The organism is Sandaracinaceae bacterium (genome assembly GCA_016706685.1).
Classification (GTDB): domain Bacteria; phylum Myxococcota_A; class Polyangia; order Polyangiales; family Houyiibacteriaceae; genus JADJJE01.
Genome location: JADJJE010000008.1, coordinates 264,990 through 289,307, shown reverse-complemented (window position 1 = coordinate 289,307; position 24,318 = coordinate 264,990). Strand labels below are relative to the sequence as shown.

Here is a 24,318-nt window from a genome sequence, read left to right as displayed (position 1 = left end):
CGCTGTACCGCCACACGGACGTGGAGGCGCTGCTCGACGGGGACGTGGCCGCCATCCGCGCGCTCACCCACGTGCCCTCAGAGCCCGTGCCGGTCCGCCCGAGCGACGTGGCGCGGTTTCTCGCCATCGCCACGCTCCGGCCTGTTCACGTGGGGCGTGGTGTTGGTGCCCGGCCTGCTGCTCGGGCCGCTGCTGGCGCTGTATCTGTCACGCGCCAAGGCACGACAGGGCGCGGGCAGCGCAGGGACCTCGGCGCAGCTCGGCGGGTGACGTAGCCAACCTGCCCTCGACAGCGCAGGCGGCCTCTCGCTCCACTCGCGGCGCGCATGCTCTCGCCCCTCGAACAAGTCCTGCTCGCGTTGCTGGTGGTCCTCGCGGTGGGCATGGGCGCCACCCTCACCGTGGACGCGTTCCGCGAGGTGGTGCGGAAACCGCGGGGCCCGCTGATCGGCCTCGCCTCGCAGTTCGGCTGGATGCCGCTGATCGCGTTCGGCCTCGCGCGCACGCGCTCGCGCTGCCGCCGGAGCTCGCCATCGGCCTCATCGTGGTGGGCTGCACGCCGGGGGCACCACCTCGAACCTGTTCACCTACTATGCGCGCGCCGACCTGGCGCTGAGCATCACCATGACGGCGCTCTCGTCGGTGGCCGCGGTGGTGCTCATGCCGCTCGCGCTGCGTGTATGCGGCGCCCTTCTCGAGCGCGACGTTGGTCGTCCCCTACACCAACATCGCCGCCACGTTGGCGCTCATGCTGGTGCCGCTGGGCATCGGCATGGCCGTGCGTCACCGCTCGTCGGCGGCGGCCGCGCGCGTGGAGCGGGCCGGCAGCGTGGCGGGGCTCGCCGTGCTGGCGCTGCTGATCGGGACGGGGCTCGTGCGCAACGGCCACCTGCTGGTCGAGTCACCCCCCCCACGGTGTACGCGGCGGCGCTGGGCCTCGGGTCGTGGGCTTCGGCCTCGGGTACCTGAGCGCGCGCCTCCAGGGCCTCGGGCCGGCCGCACGCCGCGCGGTGGCTTTCGAGACCGGCATCCAGAACAGCCCGCTGGCGCTGGGCATCTTGATGACCTCGTTCCTGGCGGAGCTGCACGCTCAGCTGCTGTGGCTGCCGCTGCTCTACGCGCTGTTCATCATTCTCTCGTCGGCCGCGCTGGCGGCGTTCCTGCGCACTCGCCCGCTGGCGTGACGCCCCCCTGCCGAGGTTGCTCTGCCCGCGCCAATCCCGCGTGCAGCGCAAGCGTTGCGTCGGCGATCCGAGTTCTCTCGGACGATCGCGGTTCGCGAGGCGTGGCACGTAGGTTGCTGTGGGTGTTTGGCATGACCTCCTCCCGCGTGCGTTCTCCTTCGGTCTTCGCCCGCTCACGCTCATCGTGCTCGCCATCGCCGGCGGGGGCAGCGCGTGCTCCAGCCCCTCGGGGGGGGGTGGCGCTCGAAGACACACCTCGAGAGCTGGCCGGCGCGCTCTGCGACCAGCTGGTGAACTGCGCCACCTGTGAGACACGCGACCCCAACGGGACCGTGTGCGACTCGTCCAACGAGTGCCTCAGCGGGCGCTGCGCCGACGACGGCAGCATGACCAACACCCGGCGCTGCACGGACCGCGTGACCTGCGGCTGAAGCGGCCTTCGCGCCCGGTCTTGTCACGGGAGCCCAGCTCGTGCGACGGAACGAATCGTGAGCGCATCTCCCACACTTCCCGCCATCGACATCGGCATCAGCCCAGAGGACCGCGCCGCCATCGTGGCCGGCCTCTCCGCCCTGCTGGCCGACAGCTACACCCTCTACCTGATGACCCACAACTTCCACTGGAACGTGACGGGGCCACAGTTCACCAGCCTGTACGCCATGTTCATGACGCAGTACACGGAGCAGTGGACGGCGCTCGACGAGCTCGCCGAGCGCATCCGCGCGCTCGGCCACCCGGCCCCAGGCACCTACAAGGCCTTCCACGCCCTGGATCCATCGCCGAGGTGGACGGCGTGCCCAGCGCCGACGACATGGTGCGGCACCTGGTGGCCGCCCAAGAGGCCACGGCGCGCACGGCTCGCAAGCTCTTTCCGGTGGTGAGCGGCGCGAACGACCAGCCCACGGCCGACCTGCTCACGCGCCGCCTCGAGGTGCACGAGAAGACCGCCTGGATGCTGCGCAGCGTGCTGGGCTGAGCTCAGCGCACGCCGCGCAGGCACAGGGCGAACGCAACCTGGGCACCAGCGCTGGGGCGAATTGGCCGCGGGACTCGAGGTCTTCCCGTAGACTCGCTGCCCGCCTTACCTACCCGAAAGCCCCATGCAGCCCAGCACCCGCGACGCCCAGCGCCCGGGTTACACAAGACCATCTGGCGTATCGCCAACGACCTGCGTGGCTCGGTCGATGGCTGGGACTTCAAGTCCTACGTCCTCGGCATGCTGTTCTACCGCTTCATCTCCGAGAACCTGACCGCCTACGTCAACGAACAGGAGCGCGCCGCCGGGGACCGCACCTTCAACTACGCCGAGATCTCCGACAAGAAGGCCGAGTTCGGCCGCAAGGAGACCGTCGCCGAGCGAGGCTTCTACATCCTCCCTTCTGAGTTGTTCGCCAACGTCCGCAAGCGCGCCGACCAGGACGAGAACCTCAACATGACCCTGGAGCGGGTGTTCAAGAACATCGAGGGCTCCGCGGTGGGTACCGAGAGTGAGGCGGACATTCAGGGTCTGTTCGACGACCTGGACGTGAACAGCCAGAAGCTCGGGCCGACTGTCGCAAAGCGCAACGAAAAGCTGGTGAAGCTGCTCGACGCTATCGGCGACCTGAAGCTGGGCGACTTCGCCGACAACAGCATCGACGCGTTCGGCGACGCCTACGAGTACCTGATGACCATGTACGCCTCGAGCGCAGGGAAGTCCGGCGGCGAGTTCTTCACCCCGCAAGAAGTCAGCGAGCTGCTCGCGCGCATCACGGTCGTCGGCAAGACCGAGGTGAACAAGGTGTACGACCCCGCGTGCGGCTCCGGGTCGCTCTTGCTGAAGTTCGTGAAGGTGCTGGGCAAGGAGAACGTGCGGCAGGGCTTCTACGGGCAGGAGATCAACCTGACCACCTACAACCTGGCCCGCATCAACATGTTCCTGCACGACGTCAACTTCGAGAAGTTCGACATCGCCCATGGGGACACGCTGATCGATCCGAAGCACTGGGACGACGAGCCCTTCGAAGCCATCGTCAGCAACCCACCCTACTCGATCAATTGGGAGGGCGACGCCAACCCCACGCTGATCAACGACCCACGCTTCTCGCCAGCGGGTGTGCTGGCCCCAAAGTCCAAGGCCGACCTGGCCTTCGCCATGCACATCCTCAGGTGGCTCGCGGTGAACGGCACGGCAGCCATCGTCGAGTTTCCGGGTGTGCTCTATCGCAGCGGCGCGGAGCAGAAGATCCGCAAGTACCTGATCGACAACAACTACGTGGACGCCGTCATCCAGCTCCCGCCCGACCTCTTCTTCGGCACCACCATCGCCACCTGCATCATCGTGCTGAAGAAGTCCAAGCACGACAACGCGGTCCTGTTCATCGACGCCAGCGCTGGATCCACACGCGTGGGCAACAAGAACCACCTGGCGCCCGAGCACCACAAGAAGGTCTTGGACGCCTACGTGGCGCGGCAGAACGTGGAACATTTCGCGAGGGTCGTCCCCCACTCGGCCATTGCCGAGAACGCCTACAACATCGCGGTCTCGTCGTACGTCGAGCGCGAGGACACGCGCCAGGCGGTGGATATCCTGGAGCTCAACGCCGAGATCGCGCGAATCGTGGCGCGGCAATCGCGGCTCCGCACCGAGATCGACGCCATCGTGGCAGACCTGGAGGGTGCCGCGTGAGCGAGAACCGGCAGATCACGGTCCAGGGGCGCGCCGTGACGGTCGTGGCCGGCGCCGACGAGGACTACATCTCGCTGACCGACATCGCTCGCCACAAGAACGCCGAGCACACCGATGACCTCATCCGAAACTGGCTGAGGAACCGAAACACGCTGGAGTTCCTGGGCATCTGGGAGCGGCTCAACAACGCGGACTTCAACCCCGTCGAATTCGACGGGATTAGACTGCGAGCCGGGCTGAACAGCTTCACCCTCACGCCCAAGCAGTGGATCGAACGCACTGGCGCCGTTGGCATCACATCCAAGGCTGGACGCTATGGCGGGACGTACGCGCACAAGGACATCGCTTTCGAGTTCGCGGCCTGGATTTCGGTCGAGTTCAAGCTCTACCTGATCAAGGAGTTCCAGCGCCTCAAGGAGGGGGAGCGCGACCAGCTCGGTTGGGACGTCGGCCGCAACCTCACCAAGATCAACTACCGCATCCACACCGACGCCATCCAGCAGAACCTCATTCCACCCGAGGTCACCCCACAGCAAGCCTCCCTGGTCTACGCGAGCGAAGCCGACCTGCTGAACGTAGCCTTGTTCGGCAAGACGGCCCGGGAGTGGCGTGATGGCCAACCTGGCAGCAAGGGCAACATCCGCGATGAGGCCAACGTCGCGCAGCTCGTGTGCTTGGCCAACCTGGAGGCGCTGAACGCGCACCTCATCCACCAGGGCGTGGCGCAGAGCCAGCGCCTCACACTGCTGAACCAGACCGCTATCCAGCAGATGAAGGTGTTGACCACCGACAGCGGCGTCCGACGCCTAGAGGCGAAGAACAAGCCATGAGCCGTATCCACGACCTCATCGCGAAGCACTGCCCGGGCGGGGTGCCGTTCAGGGCGCTCGGCGAGATCGGCGAGTTCACGCGCGGGCGGCGTTTCACCAAAGAAGATGTAGTCGACGACGGGCTCCCGAGCATCCACTATGGCGAGATCTACACGCGCTACGGAACCTGGACGCTATCAGCCCGTTGAAAAACCCAGAAGCGAGCCAGGGCTGTCGGGTGGCGTGAGCGAGGGCGGCAGATAGGAGCGGCCGTGACGGATCGTGGCGGCGCTGGTCGCAACCACAGCAGCCATGAGAGCCACCAGCGCACACACGACGTGATCCGCGAGAGTGGCTGCTGCGCCCCATAGGCCTTCGCCAGGTCCACGACCTGGCGAGGGGTGCCTGCTCCGAGGAGCCGCGCATCAGGATGCTGAGGTTGAAGCCGCGCACTGGATGAGGTAGCGCTTGCGGACGTTGTCTTCGCCTCGGAGCCGCGTGCGTCGATGGTCGCCGGTCTCGCAGATGTGCGCGAAGGAGCGCTCGATGAGTTCACCGCGACGGCGTTGTAGCTCTTTGCCCTTCGGGCGCTTCACGCGTTCGATTGCGGTACACGGCCTCTGCCGTCTTGCGTCCACCATGCTTCTGCCAGCGACGCTTGCCGTGCTGAAGCCGCTCGGGAATGTAGGTCCGATGCGCTTCTCCTCGAGGCTCCGGAATCGTGCTCGCCTTGTGGTAGCCCTTGTCGGCGACGACCTCGCGGATGCTCCCGGATGACTTGCTGGAAGGTGGTTCGTCGCTGTCGTCGTCATCGTCGTCGCGAGCGATGGTGCGCTCGAGATTCTGCTCGGCGAGCTTGAGGCTCGTCTCGATGGACGAGGGTCGCTCGTCGTGGCGGCCATCACGTCCACGGCGAGAGCGCTCCGGTCTCCATGTCGACCACGTGCTCGGCCTTGTAGCCGAGTCGCGTTCGCCCATCCTTCAAGCGCACGATCTCAGCGTCCGAGTCGGTGGGGCTTGCCCACTCTTCATTCGACGTCTTCTTGCCTTCGCGGTTTCGGTCGAAGCGGCGCAGCTCCTCTTCGGTCGGGTTCTCGATGCCGGACCCTTGGCGAGCCTGCGCAGGTAGCCCTTGTAGCCCTCGCCGCTGCCCTTCCGCACGATGGTCTTCATCGACGCATCGGCGCGAAGGTAGGTCGCATCCACCCCAGCCACCTGGCCGCGCAGCAGACCGCGCTCGTTGAGCACACGCATCACGAAGCGGAAGACCTCCACGTACGTCGACTCGGGCAGTCGCGTGCGCATGCGTGACAACGTTGAGTGGTCGGGCGTCGACTCGTGCGGCTCGAATCCCAGGAAGCGCTTCAGCGAGAGCGAGTCCTCGCATCGCCAGCAGATCCCGCGCTCCGACTCGATCCCCTCGAAGTACCCCAGCAACAACATGCGGAAGTACACGCCTGGCGCCAACGACGGCCGACCGCCCTGGCTCCTCGGCTCGAACGCCAGCTCGCACAGCGTCTCCACGTGCGCATCGAATCCTGCTTCGTCCAGGACCTGGTTGAGCGCGTCGTAGAACCGGTGCCGAGGCGCCTGGCCATCCTCTCGGTCTCTACGAACAGCGATCGTTGCTTCTGGCCTTCCGCCGTCCCATCGACATGCCCCGACACTATTCGGAGCGATCCACCGTGTCGATCCCCTACCGGGGTATTTCAACGGGCTGCTATCGGCGGCATCCCACGTGCGCGAAGAATTGCGCTCCCAGCTCCGCTTTGCGCGGACCGGGGACATTGTGGTCGCGGGTGTCGGGGAGACCGTCGAGGATGTGGGCAAAGCGGTGGCTTGGCTCGGCGGCGACGACGTCGCGTTCCATGACGATTGCTTCGCTTTCCGCCACGAACAAGACCCGAAGTACATCGCGTATGCCATGCAGGCTCGTGAGTTCCATGCACAGAAGAACAAGCACGTCGCCCGAGCCAAGGTGAAGAGACTCTCCGGCGAGAGCATGGCCAAAATCCGCATCCCGGTCCCACCGCTTGCGGTGCAGGAAGAGATTGTCCGCGTGTTGGACCTGTTCGCTGCGCTTGAGGCGGAGCTTGAGGCGGAGCTTGAGGCTCGCCGCAGACAGTACGCGTACTATCGCGATTCTCTCTTGACATTCACAGACGCCGCGGAAGGGGGGGTAAGATGGACGACATTGGGTGAGATCTCTACGCGGGTTTCCTCCGGCGGAACTCCACTGGTTAGCCGCTCTGACTACTACAAGGGTGGGACTATCCCGTGGTTGCGCACCCAAGAAGTACGATTCGTCGACATTCAGGACACAGAGATGCGTATAACGGAAAAGGCTCTCAGCGAGACCGCAGCGAAACGGATTCCCGAGAACTGCGTGATCATCGCGATATCCGGGGCTACCGCTGGGAGGTCGGCCATCAACAAAATCCCACTCACCACCAACCAGCACTGCTGCAACTTTGAGATCGACCAGTCCCAAGCCGAATACCGCTATGTGTTTCACTGGGTCAGTAGTCACTACGAGGACATCAAGTCAATGGGGCGAGGCGCCAGAGCGGACCTGAACGCCAGCCTGATCAAGGGTTTCAAGATCCCTGTGCCACCGCTCGGTGAGCAGCGCCGCATCGTCGCGATCCTCGACCAATTCGACGCTCTCGTGAACGACCTCTCCGACGGCCTCCCTGCCGAGATCCGCGCGCGGCGGCAGCAGTATGAGACATACCGCGACCAGCTGCTGAGCTTCGTGGAGGCCGCCGCGTGAGCGAGTTCCCGCCCCGCCGCTACGCACCGCTCGCGGTCAGCGACCAGAGCACGGTGGTGGCCGAGTACATCCCGGACGAGCAGGGCATCGCCGATGGCTATCAGACCGAGGCGCAGCTCGAGCACGAGTTCATCGAGCGCCTGAAGGCCCAAGCCTACGAGTACCTGCCCATCACGAGCGAGGCGCAGCTCATCGCGAACCTGCGCGCGCAGCTGGAGAAGCTCAACGGCGTCACGTTCTCGGACAACGAGTGGGAGCGCTTCTTCACGGAGCGCGTAGCCGGGGCCAACGACACGGCCGAAGACAAAACCCGTCGTATTCAGGAGGACCCGATCCAGGTCCTGGTCCGCGACGGCGGGTCCACACAGAACATCAAGCTCCTCGACAAGAAGCACATCCACAACAATCACCTCCAGGTCATCAACCAGTACGAGGTCGGTGAGGGTCAAGGCCGCGCTGCGCGGGCCAACCGCTACGACGTCACCATCCTCGTAAACGGTCTGCCGCTGGTCCATGTCGAGCTGAAGCGTCGCGGCGTGGACATCCGCGAGGCCTTCAACCAGATCAACCGCTACCAGCGGGACTCGTTCTGGGCGGGCTCGGGACTCTTCGACTACACCCAGATATTCGTCATCACCAACGGCACGCTGACGAAGTACTACAGCAACACTACGCGACGACAGCACCTCGACGAAGCCAACGGCAGGAGACGAGTACGGGTAACGTCGAACTCCTATGAATTCACCTCCTGGTGGGCAGACGCCACGAACCGGCCGATTCAGAGCCTGGCGGGCTTCACCAAGACGTTCTTCGCGAAGCACACGTTGCTCGCCGTGCTCGCTCGATACTGTGTGCTCACGGCCGACCGAATGCTGCTCGTCATGCGGCCCTACCAGATCGCGGCCACCGAGAGGATCCTGAACAAGATAGACATCGCCCGGAACGCCAAGACTCTCGGCACCGTCCATGCGGGCGGCTATGTCTGGCACACCACCGGCTCCGGTAAGACGCTCACCAGCTTCAAGACGGCGCAGCTGGCGTCGCGGGGCGAGGGCGTGGCCAAGGTGCTGTTCGTGGTGGATCGCAAAGACCTCGATTACCAGACCATGCTGGAGTACGACCGCTTCGAGAAGGGCGCCGCCAACTCGAACACCTCCACCGCCGTGCTCAAGCGACAGCTGGGTGACCCATCCGCCCGCATCATCGTCACCACGATCCAGAAGCTGTCGACGTTCATCGCCGGGAACCGAGACCACGCCGTGTACGACGGCCACGTCGTCATCATCTTCGACGAGTGCCACCGCTCTCAGTTCGGCGACATGCATGCGGCCATCAGGCGCGCGTTCAACCGGTATCACCTGTTCGGGTTCACGGGCACGCCCATCTTCGCAGAGAACTCTTCTACCGGCGGAGATGCGAAGCGGCGAACCACCGAGCAAACGTTCGGCGACAAGCTCCACACGTACACGATTGTGGACGCGATCACCGACAAGAACGTGCTCCCGTTCCGCATCGACTACGTCAACACCATCAAGCTGCCGCCGGGAGTGACCGACAAGCAAGTGTTCGGGATCGACGCGGAGCGCGCATTGCTGGCCCCTCAGCGCGTGAGCCAGGTCGTCGCCTACACCCGCGAGCACTTCGAGCAGAAAACCAAGCGGAGCAGAAGCTACAAGCATCGCGTGCTCACCAACATCGCCGAGGTCGCTGGCGCTCGCAGCAAGGTCCTCGAAAAGCGGGAGTCGCGACGGATCGATGGCTTCAACTCCATCTTTGCCACAGCCTCCATCGACGCCGCCAAGCGCTACTACGCGGAGTTCAGGGATCAGCAGAGGGAGCTCCCCGAGGCTCAACGACTGAAGGTCGCTCTAGTCTACAGCTTCGCTCCCAACGAGAGTGAGGAGGACGGTGTGCTTGCGGAGGAGGGGTTCGAGACCGAGGGCCTGGACCAGACCTCGCGCGACTTCCTCGAAGATGCGATCGCCGACTACAACGCACTGTTCGGCACGAGCTACGACACCTCGTCGGACAAGTTCCAGAACTACTACAAGGACTTGTCGCTGCGGCTCAAGAACCGCGAGTTGGACCTGGTCATCGTGGTCAACATGTTCCTCACGGGCTTCGACGCCACCACGCTGAACACGCTGTGGGTGGACAAGAACCTCAAGGCGCACGGCCTTATCCAAGCGTATTCCCGCACCAACCGGATCCTGAACTCCGTCAAGACCTACGGGAACATCGTCAGTTTCCGCGACTTGGAGAAGGCCACGAACGACGCCATCGCGCTGTTCGGCAACAAAGACGCGAAGGGCATTGTACTGCTCAAGCCCTATGCAGAGTACTTCGGCACCTACAAGCAGAAGGTTGTCGAGCTGCTCGCCCAGTTCCCGTTGAGCGCGTTCCCCTTGGTGGGTGAGGCACGACAGAAGGCATTCGTCCAGCTCTTCGGCGCCATCCTTCGTCTGCGGAACATCCTCACGTCTTTCGACGAGTTCGAGAGAGACGACCCGCTCAACGCGGGCCAGCTCCAAGACTACATCAGCCAGTACCTCAACCTCCATGCCGAGTTCCGCAACTCGGGCGAGGTCGAGAAGGAGGCGATCAACGATGACATCGTCTTCGAGATCGAGCTGATCAAGCAGGTCGAGATCACCGTCGACTACATCCTCCTCCTGGTGGCGCGGTACGTGGAAGAGCACGGGCACGGGCAAGACAAGGAAATCCTGGCCGAAATCCGACGCGCGGTGGACAGCAGTCCTGGCCTCCGAAACAAGAAAGACCTCATCGAGGCATTCGTGGACAAGATCTCCGCGAGCGACGCCGTGGACGAACAATGGAAGGCGTTCGTGGAGGCCCGCCGTGAGGCGGAGCTGGACAGCATCATCGAGGAAGAGGGCCTGCGAGCCGCCGCGACGCGCGCGTTCGTCGAGCGTGCCTTCCGCGACGGGTCCATCCAGCAGAGCGGCACCGCCATCACTCAGATCCTGCCGCCAGCATCGAGGTTCTCCGGCGATGGCGGGCACGGCGAGAAGAAGCGCCGCGTTCTAGAGAGGCTCGTGGCGTTCTTCGACCGGTTTTGGGGCCTCACGACGCCCTGAGGGCGGCTTCCCTCGAGGCTGAGCTCAGCGCACGCCGCGCAGGCGGTAGAGCATGGTGAACAGCGCGGGGATCACGAACACCACCAGCACGGTGGACAGCGTGAGGCCGCCCAGCACGATGGCGCCCACCCCGCGGTAGAGTTCGGCGCCGGCGCCCGACGAGAGCACCATGGGCAGCAGGCCGGCCAGCGACGTGACGGTGGTCATGAAGATGGGGCGCAGGCGCGAGCGAACCGCGTCGGCCACGGCCACGTTGAGCTCGGCGCCCTCGTCGAGCCGCGCGATGGCGCCCTCCACCACGAGGATGGCGTTGTTCACCACGACGCCGATCAGGATCAAGAACCCGAGCGCCGTCAGCAGGTCCAGCGGCACGGGCCCCAGGTAGTGGTCCACCGCCACCAGGCAGGCCATGCCGCCCGCCGCGGCGAGAGGCAGGCTCACCAGCACGATCAGCGGCGCGAGGAAGTCCTCGAACAGCGCGGCGAGCAACAGGAAGCAGATGACGATGGCCAGCAGCAGCGCCTCGCCGAACTGCTCGGCCGCCACGTCGAGGTCGCCGGCCGCGCCGCTGAGCTCCACCGTGACGCCGGGGGGCACGTCGCCCGCGCGCACCATCGGCTCGATGACCTGGTCGCGCACGATGGCCACCGCGGTCTCGAGCGGCAGCGACTCGGGGGGCGAGACCTGCAGCGTGATGGCGCGGCGGCGCTCGAGGCGCTGGATCATGGCCGGCCCGAGGTCCGTGACGGCGTCGGCCACGGCGCTCAGCGGGACGATCTCGCCGCCGCCCGCCACCAGCGGGGCGTCCAGCAGCTCGAGCGGGTCCGTGATGAGCCCGCGTCCCGGCGTGACCGCGCGCAGCACCACGTCCACCTCGTAGCCGTTGCTGGGGGTCAGCTCGCCCACGATGGCGCCGTCCACCAGCGCGTCCACCATGAGCCCCAGCTGGTCGCTGCGGATGCCCAGCTGCGCGGCCTGGCGCCGGCGCGGGTGGATCTGCACCTCGGGCGCACCCGGATCGAGGCCTGGCACGGGGCGCACCTGGGCCTCGGGGATGGCGGTGCGCAGCGCCCCCATGATGCGGCCGCCCAGCTCCGTCAGGGTGGGGATGTCGGAGCCCACCAGGTTCACGTCGATGGTGCGCCCGGCGCCCACGCCGCGGCCGAAGAGGCTGGACTGGTTGGTGAAGCCGAAGGTCCCCGGCACGTCGGCCTGCACGCCGCGCAGGAAGGTGAGCAGCGCGCCGACCTCGTTGGGGTCCGTGGCCACGGCGCCGGCGAACACGGAGCTGCCATCGCCCACGAAGAACGAGCGCTCGATGGAGGGCACGCCGCCCACCTCGGCGTCGATGTGCGGGCTGATCTGGGTGTCCATCTGCCGGCCCATGCGCTCGAACTCGGCGGACGAGTAGCCCGGCGGCGGCACCAGCACGCCGAAGATGAGGTTGCGGTTGCCGGTGGGCAGGTACTCGAGGGGCGGGGCCAGCACGAAGGTGACGCCGGCGGAGGCTGCCACCACCAAGGCCACCAGCACGAAGCCGCGCCGCAGGTCGCGCGCGATCCAGCTGGAGGTGTGGACCAGCTTCTCGCGCAGCCGGTCACCCAGGCGCGCGAGCGGCCCGGGCGTGGGCACGGGGGCGTCGGCCGGGCGCGGATGCAGCAAGCGCGCGGCCAGGCTGGGCACCACCCACACGGACACCACCAGCGACCAGAGCACGGCGAGCGTGATGGCCACGGCCACGTCGCGCAGCAGCTGACCCACCTCGGACTCCCACGCGATGATGGGCGCGAACACGGCCACGGTGGTGAGCGTGGACGCGAGCACGGCGCCCCACACCTTGCGCACGCCCTCGAGCGCAGCCTCGGCGGCCGTCTTGGCGGTTTTGCGCTCGATGTCGATGCTCTCGAGCACCACGATGGAGTTGTCGAGCACCATGCCGACCGCGAACGTGACGCCGGCCAGCGAGATGACGTTGATGGAGCGCCCCATCCAGTTCATGCCGAGCGCAGTGCCGAAGACGCACACCGGGATGGACACGCTGATGATGGCCGAGGCCCCCGCCGAGCGCAGGAAGAAGAAGAGCGCGAGGATGGCCAGCACCGCGCCCATGAGCAGGTTGGACTGCACCAGATCGAGGGCGTCGTTGATGTAGCCCACCTGGTCCGAGATGACCTCGATGGTGAGTCCCTCGGGAGCGAACACGCGCTCGTCCAGGTCTTCCACCGTGGCCCGCACGGCCTCCGTGACCGCCAGGACGTTGCTGCCCGACTCGCGCTGGAGCAGCAGGATCATGGACGGGCGCCCGTTGGTCATGGCCACGCCGCGCGGGTTGCGCAGGCCCATGCTCACGGTGGCCACGTCGGCCAGGCGCACGGGGGGTGCCGTCGGGCCCGGTGCCCAGCACCACCTGCTCGAGATCCTCCACCTCTTCAGGGGCGAGCGGGGTGCGCACCAAGAAGCTGCGCTTGCCGATGCTGAGCTCGCCCGCCGACACGTTGCGCAGCTCCGCCCGCACGCGGTCCGCGAGGTCGTTGATGCGCAGCCCACGCTCGGCCAGGGCGCGTGGGTCGAAGTCGATGTGCACCTCGGAGTCCTGCCCGCCCACGTGACGCATGCCGGCCACCCCGGGGATGCGCTCGAGCTCCGGGATGATCTCCTCGGCCACCCACGTGCGGTAGGCCGAGACCGAGCCGCCCTCGAGGTCGCGGATGGCCACCACCGCGATGGCCGGCCCGGAGAGATCCGACGTGCTCAGCACGGGACGGTCCGCCGCCTCGGGATACGAGCTGACCTCGCCGAGGCGGTTGTTCACGCGCACCAGCGCGTCGTCGATGTTGGTGCCGACGTCGAACTCGAGCGTGATGCGGCCGAGGTCCGGGCTGGCGTTGCTGGTCATCTTCACGAGACCGGCCAGGCCCTTGAGGGTCTGCTCCTGCGCCTCGAGGATCTCGGTCTCCACCTCGCTCGGGGCGGCACCCGGCCAGCGCGTGCTGATGTCGATGGTGGGCCGCGAGATGTCCGGCGTGAGCTGGATGGGCAGGCCCACCAGCGAGAGCAGGCCGAACATGACCACGAGGATCACGCCGACCGTGACCGTGACCGGACGCTCGATGGCGAGCGCGAGCAGGCCCTGGGCGCGCTGCTTCACGACGTGCGGGCTCCCGTCACGCGCCCCCGCCCGCCGCAGCCGGCGCGGCCGCGGCCTCCGTGCCCTCGGTGACGGCCTCACCCGGGCGCAGGCGCTCGTTGCCGCGCGTCACCACGCGCTGGCCGGCGGTGAGGCCCTCGCCACGCACGAGCGCGCGGTCACCCGCCTGGACCACCACCTCCACCGCCACGATCTGGGCCGCCCCGTCCACCACGCGCACGACGCGGGCGCCGCGCACCCCGTAGGTGACGGCGTCGCGCGGCACCACCACACCGCCCTCCTCGGGCAGCTCGACCTCCACGTCGAGGAAGCGGCCGGGCAAGAGCCACGCGGGGCGCTCGCTGCCCGTGGGGACGATGCGCAGCGGCGCGGTCCCGGTGGCGCTGTCGATGGCGCGCACTACGCCGGCCACGCTCCCGGCCAACGTCTCTCCGGCGAAGCGCAGCGTGGCGGGCGTGCCCTCGGCGATGCGCGCCACCAGCACCGGGTCCGCAGCGGCGTGGACCTCCACGTCCTCCATGCTGACCAGCCGCAGCACGGGGGTGCCGGCCGACACCCAGTCCCCCGCGTCGGCCATGCGCTGCACCACCTGCCCGGCGAAGGGCGCCCGCACCAGCTGCTGGGCCAGGCGCGAGCGGGTCTGGCGCACGCGCGCGCTCAGCTCGGCGCGCCGGCGGGCCAGCTGCTCGGCGCGGCTCTCGGCCTGCTCGATCTCGCTGGCCGCCACGGCCTCGGGTCCGGCGCCACGGAAGCGTGCGGCGTCGCGTGCGGCCTGGGCCTCTTCCTCGGCGGCGGTGGCGGCGGTGGCCTGAACCGCGGCCAGGTCGGCGCGCAAGATGCCGGGGTCCACCTCGAACAGCAGGTCACCCGCCTCCACCCGGTCGCCCACGCGCACTAGGATGCGGCGCATGGCGCCGTCTGCGCCGGCCGCGAGGGTGGCCTCTTGAGCGGCCACGGTGCGCCCGGTCAGGCGGTGACGCACGAGCAGCGGCCCGTCCTCCACGGGGGCGGTCGCTACCCGCGAAGGAGGACGCGCAGGAGGGGCAGCAGGAGCCTCGGCCTCACCACCGCAGCCCACGAGTCCGCAGCCGGCAGCGAGCGCCAGGACCCATGCGACGGTGGGGGGCGTCAAGCGCATGGAACTCCCTTTGACATACTTCGCGCTGTCGGCCCAACCCGCCGGGCGCTACGAGAAAGTTGGCACATCGCGGCGCTTGACACGCGCACGGCGCCGGGTGCCAATGAAACCCATGCGCGACGACATCGTCCTCGAAGGAGCGATCCCGCCGGGTGGCATCGTCGAGCTGCTGGCAGACATCGAGGCCACGTGCGCCACGGGCGTGCTGCGCTACGAGAGCGCCACCGAGGGCAAGGGCACCATCGCGCTGGTTCGTGGGCAGTTTGCGGAGGAGCAGGAGCCCGATCGCAAGCAGCGCGACCCGGTGGAGGTGCTCCTCAAGCTGCGTGAGGGGCGGTTCTTCCTGCAGCAGCAGCTGCCGCCCCTGCCCGTGTCGAGTGGTGACCACCTGGTCAAGACAGGCTCGCTAGCGGTGCACGTGTCGTCGGAGCTGATGCGGTACTGCGAGCTGGCGGGCCTGACCGGGGTGCTGCGCCTCACGCGCCCGCCGCAGTCGGTGGAGCTCTTCTACGAGCGCGGCGAGCTGGCCGAGGTGCGCGTGGGGGGCGCGGGCGGCATCGAGTTCCAAGAGGTGTTCGGCTGGGAGGACGGTCGCTTCACCATCGAGGCGCACCGCAACCACTCACCGGCCTTGGCGCCGCCCAGCTCCATGTCGCCGGTGGACGTGTCGGCGCGGACGGCCATCGGCAAGCCGCTCGAGCGGGACGTGCGCAGCACCACCCAGGACCTGGGCGGGTCGAGCGAGGCCAGCTTCCTGCGCGTGGTGGAGATGTCGCTCGAAGACCTGCTGCGGGAGCGCAGCGAGCGCTCGCCCGCCGCACGCACGGGGCCGGTCATCCCGCAGCTGCCGGCCGTCCGGGTGACTCAGCGGCCGCCGGGGGCGCTGCCGCTGGGCATCGCATCGGAGCCCGTGCGGGGCGAGAGCACGGTGCGGGTCATCTACTTGGCCGCCGAGCGCGCCCCTTCGGATGAAGACCGGCGGCCTGCCATGGACCTGAACGTGCCGCTGCCCGGCGAGGGGCGCGGCTCCGCCAAGCCCGATCTGCCGCGCAACACGGCCATCAGCGCGCTCGATGACGCGGGCCGGCTGCGCCAGAGCAAGTGGCCGGAGGCGCTGCAGCGCGGATCCCGCGAAGACGAGGTCACCACCCAGTTCGACACCGCCAGCCACGCCGCGGTAGACCTGGGCCGGCTGCCCACCATGCTTGCCGACTCGTCCGAATTGGAGAACGATCTCCTGACCTTTGCACCGCCGGGAAGGGCGCCCACCATGACAGACACCGCCAAACAGGACCACGCTCCACCCGCCGTCGGTGGCCCGGGCGCCAGCACCGCTGCTGCCCCGCCAGCGGATGCCCTCACCACGGCCAAGTGGGTGGCGCTCACGTGCCTGGTGCTTGTCGCGTGCCTGGCCGTGCTGGCCCAGCTGCCGCCCATCGAGTAGAGCACTGGTGGTGCGCCCCGCCCTCGTCACGCTCGCGCTGCTCGGCGGTCTTGCCTGCGCCTGGGGCCCGGGAGGCGTGCGGGCGCAGGCCGAGGCCGAGGCCGAGTCGGAGGCCGAGGCCGAGGCCGAGTCCGAGTCCGAGGCCGAGTCCGAGTCCGAGGCCGAGGCCGAGTCGGAGGCCGAGTCCGAGTCCGAGTCCGAGGCCGAGTCCGAGGCCGAGCCCGAGTCCGAGTCCGAGAACCGCGCTCAGAACCTCCGCTACTTCCTCGAATCCGTGCAGGTGGAGGGGAACACTCGCACCCACGCGTCCGTGATCCGCGCATACGTGCCGCTCGAGCCGGGGGAGCCGTTCGATCCCGAGGAGAGCGAGCTCGAGACGCTGCAGTTCGCCCTGATGGGCACCGGCTGGTTCGACGAGGTGCACGTGCGCTTGCGGCGCGGCGCCGAGCGCGGGTGGGTGGTGGTCGTCGTGGAGGTGGTGGAGCGCAACACCGTCGTGGTGGAGCAGATCGCGCTGGGGCTGGCCGAGGGGCTCAGCAGCGGCACCAACGCGCGCGTGTTCCCCTACGTGGGCTTGACCCTGACCGAGACCAACCTGCTGGGTCGCGGCATGCGCCTGTCGGTCAGCGGCCTGCTCTCCCGGCATCATCAGGGCGGCCGCATCGACTTCGCCTACCCGCGCTTCCTCGGTGGCGACTACGGCTTGCGCTTCGCCCCTTTCTTCAACAACTCGCGGCAGTACTTCGGGCTCAACCCCACGGTCACCACGCGCTGCGTCGAGCCGGCCCCCCGCGACTGCGTGGCCGAGATGCTGGCCCGGAACGCCGTGGTCTTCTATCGCCGCGGGGGGTTCTACTTCGGCACGCGGCGCGCCATCGGCGGAACGCTCTCCATCGACCTCGGGGCGCAGCTCGAGTGGATCTACGTCACCTCGCGCCCCGAGGCCGCGAGTGAGGTCCGTGGGAGCGAGGTCCGCCCGATCGACTTCTCCATCCTTCCCGGGCGAAGCTTCGCGTCGGTGCTGCGCGTTGGGCTGACCTACGACCGGCGCGACGACCCCGGGCTGCCCACGCGCGGCACCCACCTGCGCGTGCAGGCCGACGCGGGCACGCGCCTGATCGGCAGCGCCTACGACTTCGTGCGGCTGCAGGCGCAGTTCCGGCAGTGGGTGCCGGTCGCCTCGCACCACACGCTGCGCTTCGGGCTGTTCGGTGGCGTGGTGCTGGGAGATGCGCCCTTCTTCTACAAGTTCCACGCGAGCGACATGACCGACCTCATCCCGGCACGCCTGCTGGAGATGGAGCTCGACCGGCGTCCACCGCCGAACCTCCTCGGGACGTCCGTCGTATTCATGCGCAACGAAGAGGTCGCCCTGCGCGCGGACATCGAATACGACGTCTCGCTGCTGCGCCACGGGCGGCGGGGTGGGCTGCGCGGCGCCCACGCCTACTTCAACGTGGGCACCTACCTGCTCGCGGACATCCAGGACCTCGAGTTCGCGGTGCCCGGCTTCGAGGGTGCATCGCGCATCCCCATCGACCTCACGTTCGACCTGGGCATCCGGCTCGACACGTCCATCGGCGTGTTCCAGTTCGGCTTCTCCAACCTGCTGGGGTTCATCGACCTGTGAACCGCCGGGCGCGAAGTGAGCCACGGGTGAACCGCGCGGCGCTGGTCGTTGCGGCGGTCGCCCTGTTGTTGGCCACGAGCGTCGCCGCGCAGCGGCTGGCCACCCGGCGCATCGGCATAGAGTGGCAGCAGGGCGTGCCGCGCGTCAGCGTCTCCGTCAGCGACCTGGTGGACAGCCGCGCCCGTCGCGCCCTCGACAGCGGCCTGCAGAAGCGCCTGATCATGACGGTGCAGGCCTACGAAGCCGGCGGCTCGCGGCCGTTCGCCACCACCACGGTCACGTGCGCGGCCACCTTCGACCTCTGGGAGGAGTCGTACATCGTGCGCATCGGCCGGCGCACCGAGCGGCACGCCAGCATCGACGCGGTGCTGCAGCGCTGCCTGGTGGCACGGGACCTCGCGGTGGGCCGCGCCGAAGACTGGCGCTCGCGCCGGGGCCGGCAGGTGTACTTCGCGGTGCGTGCCGAGTTCAACCCCATCAGCGCCTCACGCTGCACACAGCTGCTGCGTCCCAGCTCCTCCGACGGCCCCATCGGCCCGATCGTGGTCAACATCGTGCGCCGTGAGATCTGTGCGGCCGAGCGCGCCGTGGACTTCCGCTCGCAGGAGGTCACTGCGCAGTGACCCGCCTCGAGCGACGCCTGCTCGTGGCCCTCTTGGTGGCGGCCCTGGTGCCGCTCGCGGCGGCCGCCTTCTTCGGCAGGGCGGCGCTACGCGACGCCTACGCGCGCGGCGTGAACCCCGAGGTGCAAGAGCAGCTGGCCGCCGCCGTGGAATCGCACGGTGACCACATCGTGGCGCTGCGCCAGGCCGCCGACCGCACGGCGGACGCCATCGCTCAGCACTGGCGCCTGCACGACGCCCTCCGCGCAGGGGACCGCCCGGCGCTCGACGCCTATGTGGCGTCCACCCTCGAGAGCTACCCGCACGTGGGCGTCGTGCGCATCCTGGCCGCCGACGCGGAGCTGCGGCTGGACGTGCCCCAGACGGTGCTGGCGGAGGCCCACGACGACGGGCGCCTCGATCCCGAGCAGGTGCGCACCCTCGAGCGCGTTCGCCACCTGGGCATGCTGGACCCCCCGGTGGACGTGGAGGTGGTGGTCACCAGCCCGCTCGGCGTGTTCACCGACCTGCAGCGCGCGGGCGAGGTCACCGAGCTCTACTCCCGGCTCTTGCAGCAGACCGACTACGTCTCCGACGTCTACGTCTGGGTGCTGGTGGGCTACCTCGGGTTCGTCATCGCGCTGGCGCTGACGGTGTCCATCGTGCTGGCGCGGCGCGTGTCGAAGCGCGTGCTGGCGCTGGCGGACGCCACCGTGCGCGTGGGTCAGGGCGACCTCGCGGTGACCGTGCCGGACGACGACACCGACGAGATCGGCGAGCTGACGCGCGCGTTCAACCGCATGGTCAGCGACCTGCGCGAGTCGCGCGAGCGCATCGACTACCTCTCGCGTATCTCGGCCTGGCAGGAGTTCGCGCGGCGGCTGGCGCACGAGATCAAGAACCCGCTCACGCCCATCCAGCTGGCCGCCCAAGAGGTGGCCCAGGCCTACCGCGGCGATGACGCGCGCTTCGCCGCCATGCTGAACGACGCCCGCGCCATCATCGAAGAAGAGGTGGCCACGCTCCGCCGCCTGGTGGGCGAGTTCTCGAGCTTCGCGCGGCTGCCCACGGCGGACCTGGCCGAGGCCGACCTGGCCGAGCTGCTGCGCGACCTCGAGCGCGGGCTCGCCAGCATCGCACACGACGTCTACGGCGAGGTGCAGGGCGACCCCCCGGTCACGCTGCGCCTCGAGCTGCCGAGCACCCCAGTGATGGGCCTAGTGGACGCCATGATGCTCAAGCGCTGCGTGGACAACCTGGTGCGCAACGCCATGGAGGCCATCGCAGGGGAGGCGCGCACGGGGCGTGGTCACATCACCATCACGCTCCGGCCGAGCCCCGACAGCGTGGAGCTGGCCGTCTGCGACGACGGCCCCGGCATCCCGGCGAGCGAGCGCGAGCGCGTCTTCGACCCCTACGTCACCACCAAGTCCACGGGCACCGGCCTCGGCCTCGCCATCGTCAAGAAGGTCATCCTCGAGCACCAGGGCCGCATCGTCTGCCGCGCGCCCGACCAGCCCGGCAGCGGCCGCGGCACGTGCTTCGTCATCACGCTGCCGCGAGAACGCGCTATAGCCGAGGGAGCCCGATGAACGACGACCTCCGCAAGATGGCCCCCTGGCTGGCCGGCATCCTGGCCATGGCGCTGCTGGGCATGCTGGGCCGCGGGCTCTTCGGCTCCAGCCTCACCGGCAACGAGGCGCCTGCACTGGACCTGCCCATCGCCGCAGGAGAGGGCGCACGCGAGGGCGACCGCGTGTCCCTCACGGGCCTGCGTGGCCGCGTGGTCGTGCTCGACTTCTGGGCCAGCTGGTGCGAGCCCTGCCGCCGCAGCATCCCGATCCTGAACGCGCTCGAAGCCGAGCTCGCGGACCAGCCGGTGACCTTCCTGGGCGTCAACGTGGAGCAGCTGGGCCCACGGCGCCTCCAGCAGGTGCACGCGGACCTCGGGGCCACCTTCCCCACCCTGCAAGACCTCACCGGCGAGGTGAAGCTGCGCTACGGCGTGACGGTGCTCCCCACGCTGGTGGTGCTGGACACCCAGGGTGTAGTCCGACATGTAGGCACGGGTGTGCCCAACGCGGCCTCCCTGCGCGCCACGCTCCGCGAGCTCATCCCCGAAAGCTGATTCAATCTCGGATGGTTGAGGCCAGTGTGCCGGTGCTCGTTGACCCAAATGGCCGGAGCGAGTAGGATGCGCCTCCCGCGTGGCACGTCCGCTCGCATTGGAGAGATTACACCTTGGTCCAGACCCTGCAGGGAACGAGCCTGGAAGAGCGAGTCGCGTACCTCGAGGAGCTCCGTAAGGCCGCCCCCGAGAGCATCAACAGCGACTTCGAGCGCAACCTCGACATGCTCTGGATCTACCACGACAGCGCCCTCGAGGGCGTCGTGTACACCCAGGACGAGCTCAAGTCCGCGATCCTCGACCAGGTCATGAGCGACTCGTCGCTGATCCCCGTGTACGACGAGATCCGCCACCACCGCGCCGCCATCCAGACCATCCGTCAGCTGGCGCAGAAGAAGAAGCTCACCGTCGATCTGGACCTCATCAAGGGCCTCTTCGCGCAGCTCGCGCCCGAGGAGATCGAGGGCAAGGCGCCGCCCAAGTACCGCAAGGACATGCCGCTCCACCGGCTGTACTTCCACGACATCGCCACGCCCGACAAGATCCCCGGGCAGATGAAGGCGCTGGTCCAGTGGGTGAACGACGCGGACACCAAGCGCAGCACGCACATCGTGCGCCTGGCCGCCAAGACGCACTACTCGCTCTTGCAGACCTACCCCTTCCCCAAGCACAGCGGGAAGGTGGCGCGTTTGATCCTGAACGTGATGCTGATGGATGTCGGGTACCCGCCCGTGATCATCCACGCCACCGAGCGGCAGCGGTACTACGAAGCCCTCAAGCAGGGTGAAGACCGCACGGCCGCGCTGGTGAGCGAGGCGCTGGTGGCCAGCGTGGAGAGCACCATCTCCTTCTACGAGCGGCTCTCGGAGTAGCCCGTGGAGGGCGGCTTCTACGCCATCATCGACCCGGCCCACTGCGGTGGACGCTCCCCCGTGGACGTCGCCCAGCAGGTGCTGAGCGGTGGCGCGGCCATGCTGCAGCTGCGCATGAAGACGGGGACCGACCGCGACCGCGTGGAGCTAGCGCGGGCCCTGCGGGAGCTGACCCGGGCGGCGCGGGTGCCCTTCGTCATGAACGACCGCGCGGACCTGGCGTTGCTGGTGGACGCCGACGGCCTGCACCTGGGCCAGGACGATCTCAGCATCGCCGACGCGCGACGCTTGCTGGGGGCGCGCCAGCTCGGCGTGAGCACGCACGACCTGCCGCAAGCGCTGGCCGCGGAGCGCGAGGGCGCCGACCTGATCGGCTTCGGGCCCGTGTTCGACACGCAGACCAAAGAGCGCCCAGACCCCACAGTGGGCCTGGCCACGCTGGCCGAGGTGTGCCGGACGGTGCGCGTGCCGGTGGTGGCCATCGGTGGCCTCACGGCCGAGCGCGCGGTGCTGGCATACGACGCTGGCGCCACGTGGGTGGCGGCCATCTCGGCGGTCTCGGCGGCCGCTGACGTCACCGCGAGCGCCCGCGCGTTCATGCCGGGGGTCAGGCCGTGATCATCGAGCTGGGCCTGGCCGTCAGCGCGGCGGGCGTGGCGCTCTGGGCGTACCGCCGCCGCCGGCAGCCCAAGGCCCCCGCGCGCACCCGAGAGCCGGGCCCCAAGGGAGGGCCGGAGCAGAAGGCGCCCCGGCGGCCGGGCCTCCACGTGTCGGACGTGATCCTCTACGCCGACACGGAGCTCTGGCTGGCGGGCTGCATCTGCCTGGACGACGGCGCCGACGTGCTGCGCCTGTTCGCCACACCGGGCGCCAAGCGCGCGGCCTATGTGGCGCAGCTGGACCGCGAGGGCGAGGACCTGGCCACCCTGAGCCCGGGCGCCAAGGTGTCGGCGGGGCGCGTCCCGGACGAGCTGAGCGTGGACGGCTCGCGCCTGCGCTTGCGGAAACGTGGCCGCGCGAGCGTGCACGCGGACGGCGAGTCGCTCCCGCCGTACACGGCACAAGCCGACTACGTGCTGCTGGGGGACCCGAGCGGCCGGCTGCTGTTGGTGATCGACTTCGTGGGCGGCGAGCGCTTGGCGCTGTCGGGCGAGCGCGTCCCTCGCGGCATGCTGGACGTGCTTCCAGGCGGGGGCTGAGCGCGCGGGTCGAAACGCCATCGTATGGACCCTCCTTGGCAGGCTGCGTACACTCGACATCTCAGCGCCCGAGTCGGTCCGATCACCACCAACCACGATGTCACGCTTCGAGCACAGCACCCAGTACTGGCCCCTGTTCGTCACGATCACGCCGTCCCGCTTCGGGATCGAGGACGTGGAGGCGTACATCGCCGACGTGAACCGGCTCTACGAACGTCGTGAGCGCTTCGCCACGCTGGTCCAGACGAGCGAGAACACGACGGTGCCGGGAGCGCTCGAGCGCCGTCGCCTCGCCGATTGGCAGAACGACTCCATCGACTCCATCCGCCGCTACAACGTCTTCACGGCGACCGTGGTTCGCTCACCCGTGGTCCGCGGCGCCATGACCGCGATGCACTGGATCTTCCGGCCACCCAACGAGCAAGTGGTCGTGGACTCGTTCGGGGTGGCGCTCGAGCGCTGCATGGCGAAGCTCCGCGACGCCGGCTGCGCGATCCCCGAGGCCCTCCAGCGAGTGGCTGCGAACCCACCCGCGTCGGCTGAGGGGCTCGTCCACACGCAGAGCGCGGTGCCTCGGGCGCGCGTGGTCTGAAGGATCGGGTCATTCGTGGCCTACGCCTGGCGCGCACCACGCAACTCGCGCCGCGCCGCGCCGAGAACCGGGCATGCGCATCCGAGTTGCCTCCCTACCTGTCTCGTGGGTTCCCCCGCTCTCGCGTGTCGCCTTCACCCTTCTCTGCGCAGGCTGCGCCGGCGGCCTGCCCCCAGTGGCGGTGGCGGCCCAGCGCCACAACGACGCGGGCACCGAGCTGCTGGCGGGCAACCACCTGGACGACGCCGAGGCACGCTTCCGGCTGGCGCTCGAGTATCACCCGCACTTCGCGGAGGCCCACCTGAACCTCGGCCTGGTGCTGCTGGCGCGCGGGCGGCAGGGCGAGGCGGGCGAGCACCTGCGCACCGCGGTGGAGCTCGACGAAGACTACGCCGAGGCGCACGGGAACCTGGGGGTGTACTACCTGCTGGTGGGCGACTCGGTCCGCGCCGAGCGGAGCTTCGAAGCGGCCCTCGGCATCGACCCGGGCCTGCGCGAGCCCCGGCTGAACCTGGCGGAGCTGTGGATCACCCAAGAGCGCTACCGCGAAGCCCGCGCGCAGCTGCTGCGCCTGGTGCAGGTGGCCCCCGAAGACCTGCTGGCGCACGCCTGGCTGGCCTACTGCGACCAGCGCCTGGGGCGGCTGGCCGAGGCGCTGGACCGCGCGGACAAGGTGCTCACGCGTGATCCCGTGCAACCCGTGGCGCACCTGGTGTTTGCCCAGGACGCGCTGGGCCGCGGGGACTGGGAGGCCACCCGGGCGCACGCGCAGCAGGCGGTGGACCACGGCCCCACGCGCGAGGCGGCCCTGGCCACGCTGGCGGCCATGGCGTTGGTGACCCATGACGCCAGCGGCGCGGCCGAGCTCACGGCGGAGCTGCTGCGCCACAACCCGAGCTCGCGGGTGGGGCTGTTCCTGGCCGCCGAGGTGCACCGGCAGGCCGCGAACCCCGACTGATCTCACCCTATTGGCGCACGGGCTGCCCCTGAACTTGATCCCACTCCACATGCGCGGATACCCTGCGCGTTGGGC

At 68.7% G+C, this 24,318-nt stretch carries 22 protein-coding genes and 2 pseudogenes; 19 read left to right on the top strand and 5 right to left on the bottom strand.

Features of this window, described 5'->3' with window-relative positions:
- Positions 1–326 precede the first annotated feature (326 nt).
- The 7 genes and pseudogenes from IPI43_12845 (at position 327) to IPI43_12815 (ending at position 4,870) form a co-directional block, all read left to right on the top strand.
- Positions 327–860: a hypothetical protein gene (locus IPI43_12845; protein ID MBK7774999.1), complete on the top strand. Its 534-nt coding sequence runs from the start codon at positions 327–329 to the stop codon at positions 858–860.
- An 84-nt stretch (positions 861–944) separates the two neighbouring features.
- Positions 945–1,184, top strand: coding sequence for a hypothetical protein (locus tag IPI43_12840; protein ID MBK7774998.1), 240 nt, complete (start codon positions 945–947; stop codon positions 1,182–1,184).
- 236 nt (positions 1,185–1,420) lie between these two features.
- Positions 1,421–1,615 (top strand): hypothetical protein, encoded by a 195-nt coding sequence (locus IPI43_12835; protein MBK7774997.1) that lies wholly within the window; start codon positions 1,421–1,423, stop codon positions 1,613–1,615.
- Positions 1,616–1,669: 54 nt separating this feature from the next.
- A pseudogene (locus IPI43_12830) lies at positions 1,670–2,160 on the top strand (DNA starvation/stationary phase protection protein).
- A 96-nt stretch (positions 2,161–2,256) separates the two neighbouring features.
- Positions 2,257–3,852 carry a type I restriction-modification system subunit M gene (locus tag IPI43_12825; GenBank protein MBK7774996.1) on the top strand — a complete coding sequence of 532 codons (1,596 nt, stop codon included), beginning with the start codon at positions 2,257–2,259 and terminating at the stop codon, positions 3,850–3,852.
- On the top strand, positions 3,849–4,682 hold the full coding sequence (locus IPI43_12820; protein ID MBK7774995.1) for a KilA-N domain-containing protein: 834 nt from the start codon (positions 3,849–3,851) through the stop codon (positions 4,680–4,682). Before IPI43_12825 ends, IPI43_12820 begins: the two co-directional genes overlap by 4 nt.
- The gene (locus IPI43_12815; GenBank protein ID MBK7774994.1) at positions 4,679–4,870 is read left to right on the top strand and encodes a hypothetical protein; all 192 of its coding nucleotides are present in this window, start codon (positions 4,679–4,681) and stop codon (positions 4,868–4,870) included. Before IPI43_12820 ends, IPI43_12815 begins: the two co-directional genes overlap by 4 nt.
- A 216-nt stretch (positions 4,871–5,086) precedes the next feature.
- Here IPI43_12815 and IPI43_12810 read toward each other — a convergent pair whose 3' ends face one another.
- From IPI43_12810 to IPI43_12800, 3 genes are read right to left on the bottom strand one after another with little or no spacing between them, the layout of a single operon-like run.
- Positions 5,087–5,257: a transposase gene (locus tag IPI43_12810; GenBank protein ID MBK7774993.1), complete on the bottom strand. Its 171-nt coding sequence runs from the start codon at positions 5,255–5,257 to the stop codon at positions 5,087–5,089.
- Positions 5,214–5,639 carry a hypothetical protein gene (locus IPI43_12805; protein MBK7774992.1) on the bottom strand — a complete coding sequence of 142 codons (426 nt, stop codon included), beginning with the start codon at positions 5,637–5,639 and terminating at the stop codon, positions 5,214–5,216. The genes IPI43_12810 and IPI43_12805 overlap by 44 nt, the downstream gene beginning before the upstream one ends.
- A gap of 3 nt (positions 5,640–5,642) precedes the next feature.
- A complete protein-coding gene (locus IPI43_12800) occupies positions 5,643–6,185 on the bottom strand; it encodes a transposase (GenBank protein ID MBK7774991.1) in 543 nt (180 codons plus the stop codon).
- 97 nt (positions 6,186–6,282) lie between these two features.
- On the opposite strand from IPI43_12800, the gene IPI43_12795 reads away from it, so the two are divergent.
- On the top strand, positions 6,283–7,434 hold the full coding sequence (locus IPI43_12795) for a restriction endonuclease subunit S (GenBank protein MBK7774990.1): 1,152 nt from the start codon (positions 6,283–6,285) through the stop codon (positions 7,432–7,434).
- On the top strand, positions 7,431–10,532 hold the full coding sequence (locus IPI43_12790; protein MBK7774989.1) for a type I restriction endonuclease subunit R: 3,102 nt from the start codon (positions 7,431–7,433) through the stop codon (positions 10,530–10,532). Before IPI43_12795 ends, IPI43_12790 begins: the two co-directional genes overlap by 4 nt.
- Positions 10,533–10,556: 24 nt before the next feature.
- Here the strand turns inward: IPI43_12790 and IPI43_12785 are convergent.
- Both IPI43_12785 and IPI43_12780 read right to left on the bottom strand, forming a co-directional pair.
- Positions 10,557–13,599: pseudogene (locus IPI43_12785) on the bottom strand (efflux RND transporter permease subunit).
- A 97-nt stretch (positions 13,600–13,696) separates the two neighbouring features.
- Entirely contained in the window at positions 13,697–14,818 is a 1,122-nt protein-coding gene (locus tag IPI43_12780; protein MBK7774988.1) for an efflux RND transporter periplasmic adaptor subunit, read from the bottom strand.
- Positions 14,819–14,930: 112 nt separating this feature from the next.
- Here IPI43_12780 and IPI43_12775 point away from each other — a divergent pair, with 112 nt between their 5' ends.
- The 10 genes from IPI43_12775 to IPI43_12730 all read left to right on the top strand — a co-directional run bounded on the left by IPI43_12775 (position 14,931) and on the right by IPI43_12730 (position 24,243).
- Entirely contained in the window at positions 14,931–16,262 is a 1,332-nt protein-coding gene (locus IPI43_12775; GenBank protein MBK7774987.1) for a DUF4388 domain-containing protein, read from the top strand.
- Between the two features lie 10 nt (positions 16,263–16,272).
- On the top strand, positions 16,273–17,892 hold the full coding sequence (locus IPI43_12770; protein ID MBK7774986.1) for a BamA/TamA family outer membrane protein: 1,620 nt from the start codon (positions 16,273–16,275) through the stop codon (positions 17,890–17,892).
- 26 nt (positions 17,893–17,918) lie between these two features.
- A complete protein-coding gene (locus IPI43_12765) occupies positions 17,919–18,515 on the top strand; it encodes a hypothetical protein (GenBank protein MBK7774985.1) in 597 nt (198 codons plus the stop codon).
- Entirely contained in the window at positions 18,512–20,086 is a 1,575-nt protein-coding gene (locus IPI43_12760) for a HAMP domain-containing protein (GenBank protein MBK7774984.1), read from the top strand. Before IPI43_12765 ends, IPI43_12760 begins: the two co-directional genes overlap by 4 nt.
- A complete protein-coding gene (locus IPI43_12755) occupies positions 20,083–20,622 on the top strand; it encodes a TlpA family protein disulfide reductase (protein ID MBK7774983.1) in 540 nt (179 codons plus the stop codon). The genes IPI43_12760 and IPI43_12755 overlap by 4 nt, the downstream gene beginning before the upstream one ends.
- Positions 20,623–20,735: 113 nt before the next feature.
- Complete coding sequence (locus tag IPI43_12750) at positions 20,736–21,494, top strand: Fic family protein (GenBank protein ID MBK7774982.1); 759 nt, start codon at positions 20,736–20,738, stop codon at positions 21,492–21,494.
- 3 nt (positions 21,495–21,497) lie between these two features.
- A complete protein-coding gene (gene thiE, locus IPI43_12745; GenBank protein ID MBK7774981.1) occupies positions 21,498–22,112 on the top strand; it encodes a thiamine phosphate synthase in 615 nt (204 codons plus the stop codon).
- Positions 22,109–22,693, top strand: coding sequence for a hypothetical protein (locus IPI43_12740; GenBank protein ID MBK7774980.1), 585 nt, complete (start codon positions 22,109–22,111; stop codon positions 22,691–22,693). Before thiE ends, IPI43_12740 begins: the two co-directional genes overlap by 4 nt.
- Before the next feature lie 97 nt (positions 22,694–22,790).
- The gene (locus IPI43_12735; GenBank protein ID MBK7774979.1) at positions 22,791–23,285 is read left to right on the top strand and encodes a hypothetical protein; all 495 of its coding nucleotides are present in this window, start codon (positions 22,791–22,793) and stop codon (positions 23,283–23,285) included.
- 73 nt (positions 23,286–23,358) lie between these two features.
- Positions 23,359–24,243, top strand: a complete 885-nt coding sequence (locus IPI43_12730; protein ID MBK7774978.1) for a tetratricopeptide repeat protein — start codon at positions 23,359–23,361, stop codon at positions 24,241–24,243.
- Positions 24,244–24,318 lie beyond the last annotated feature (75 nt).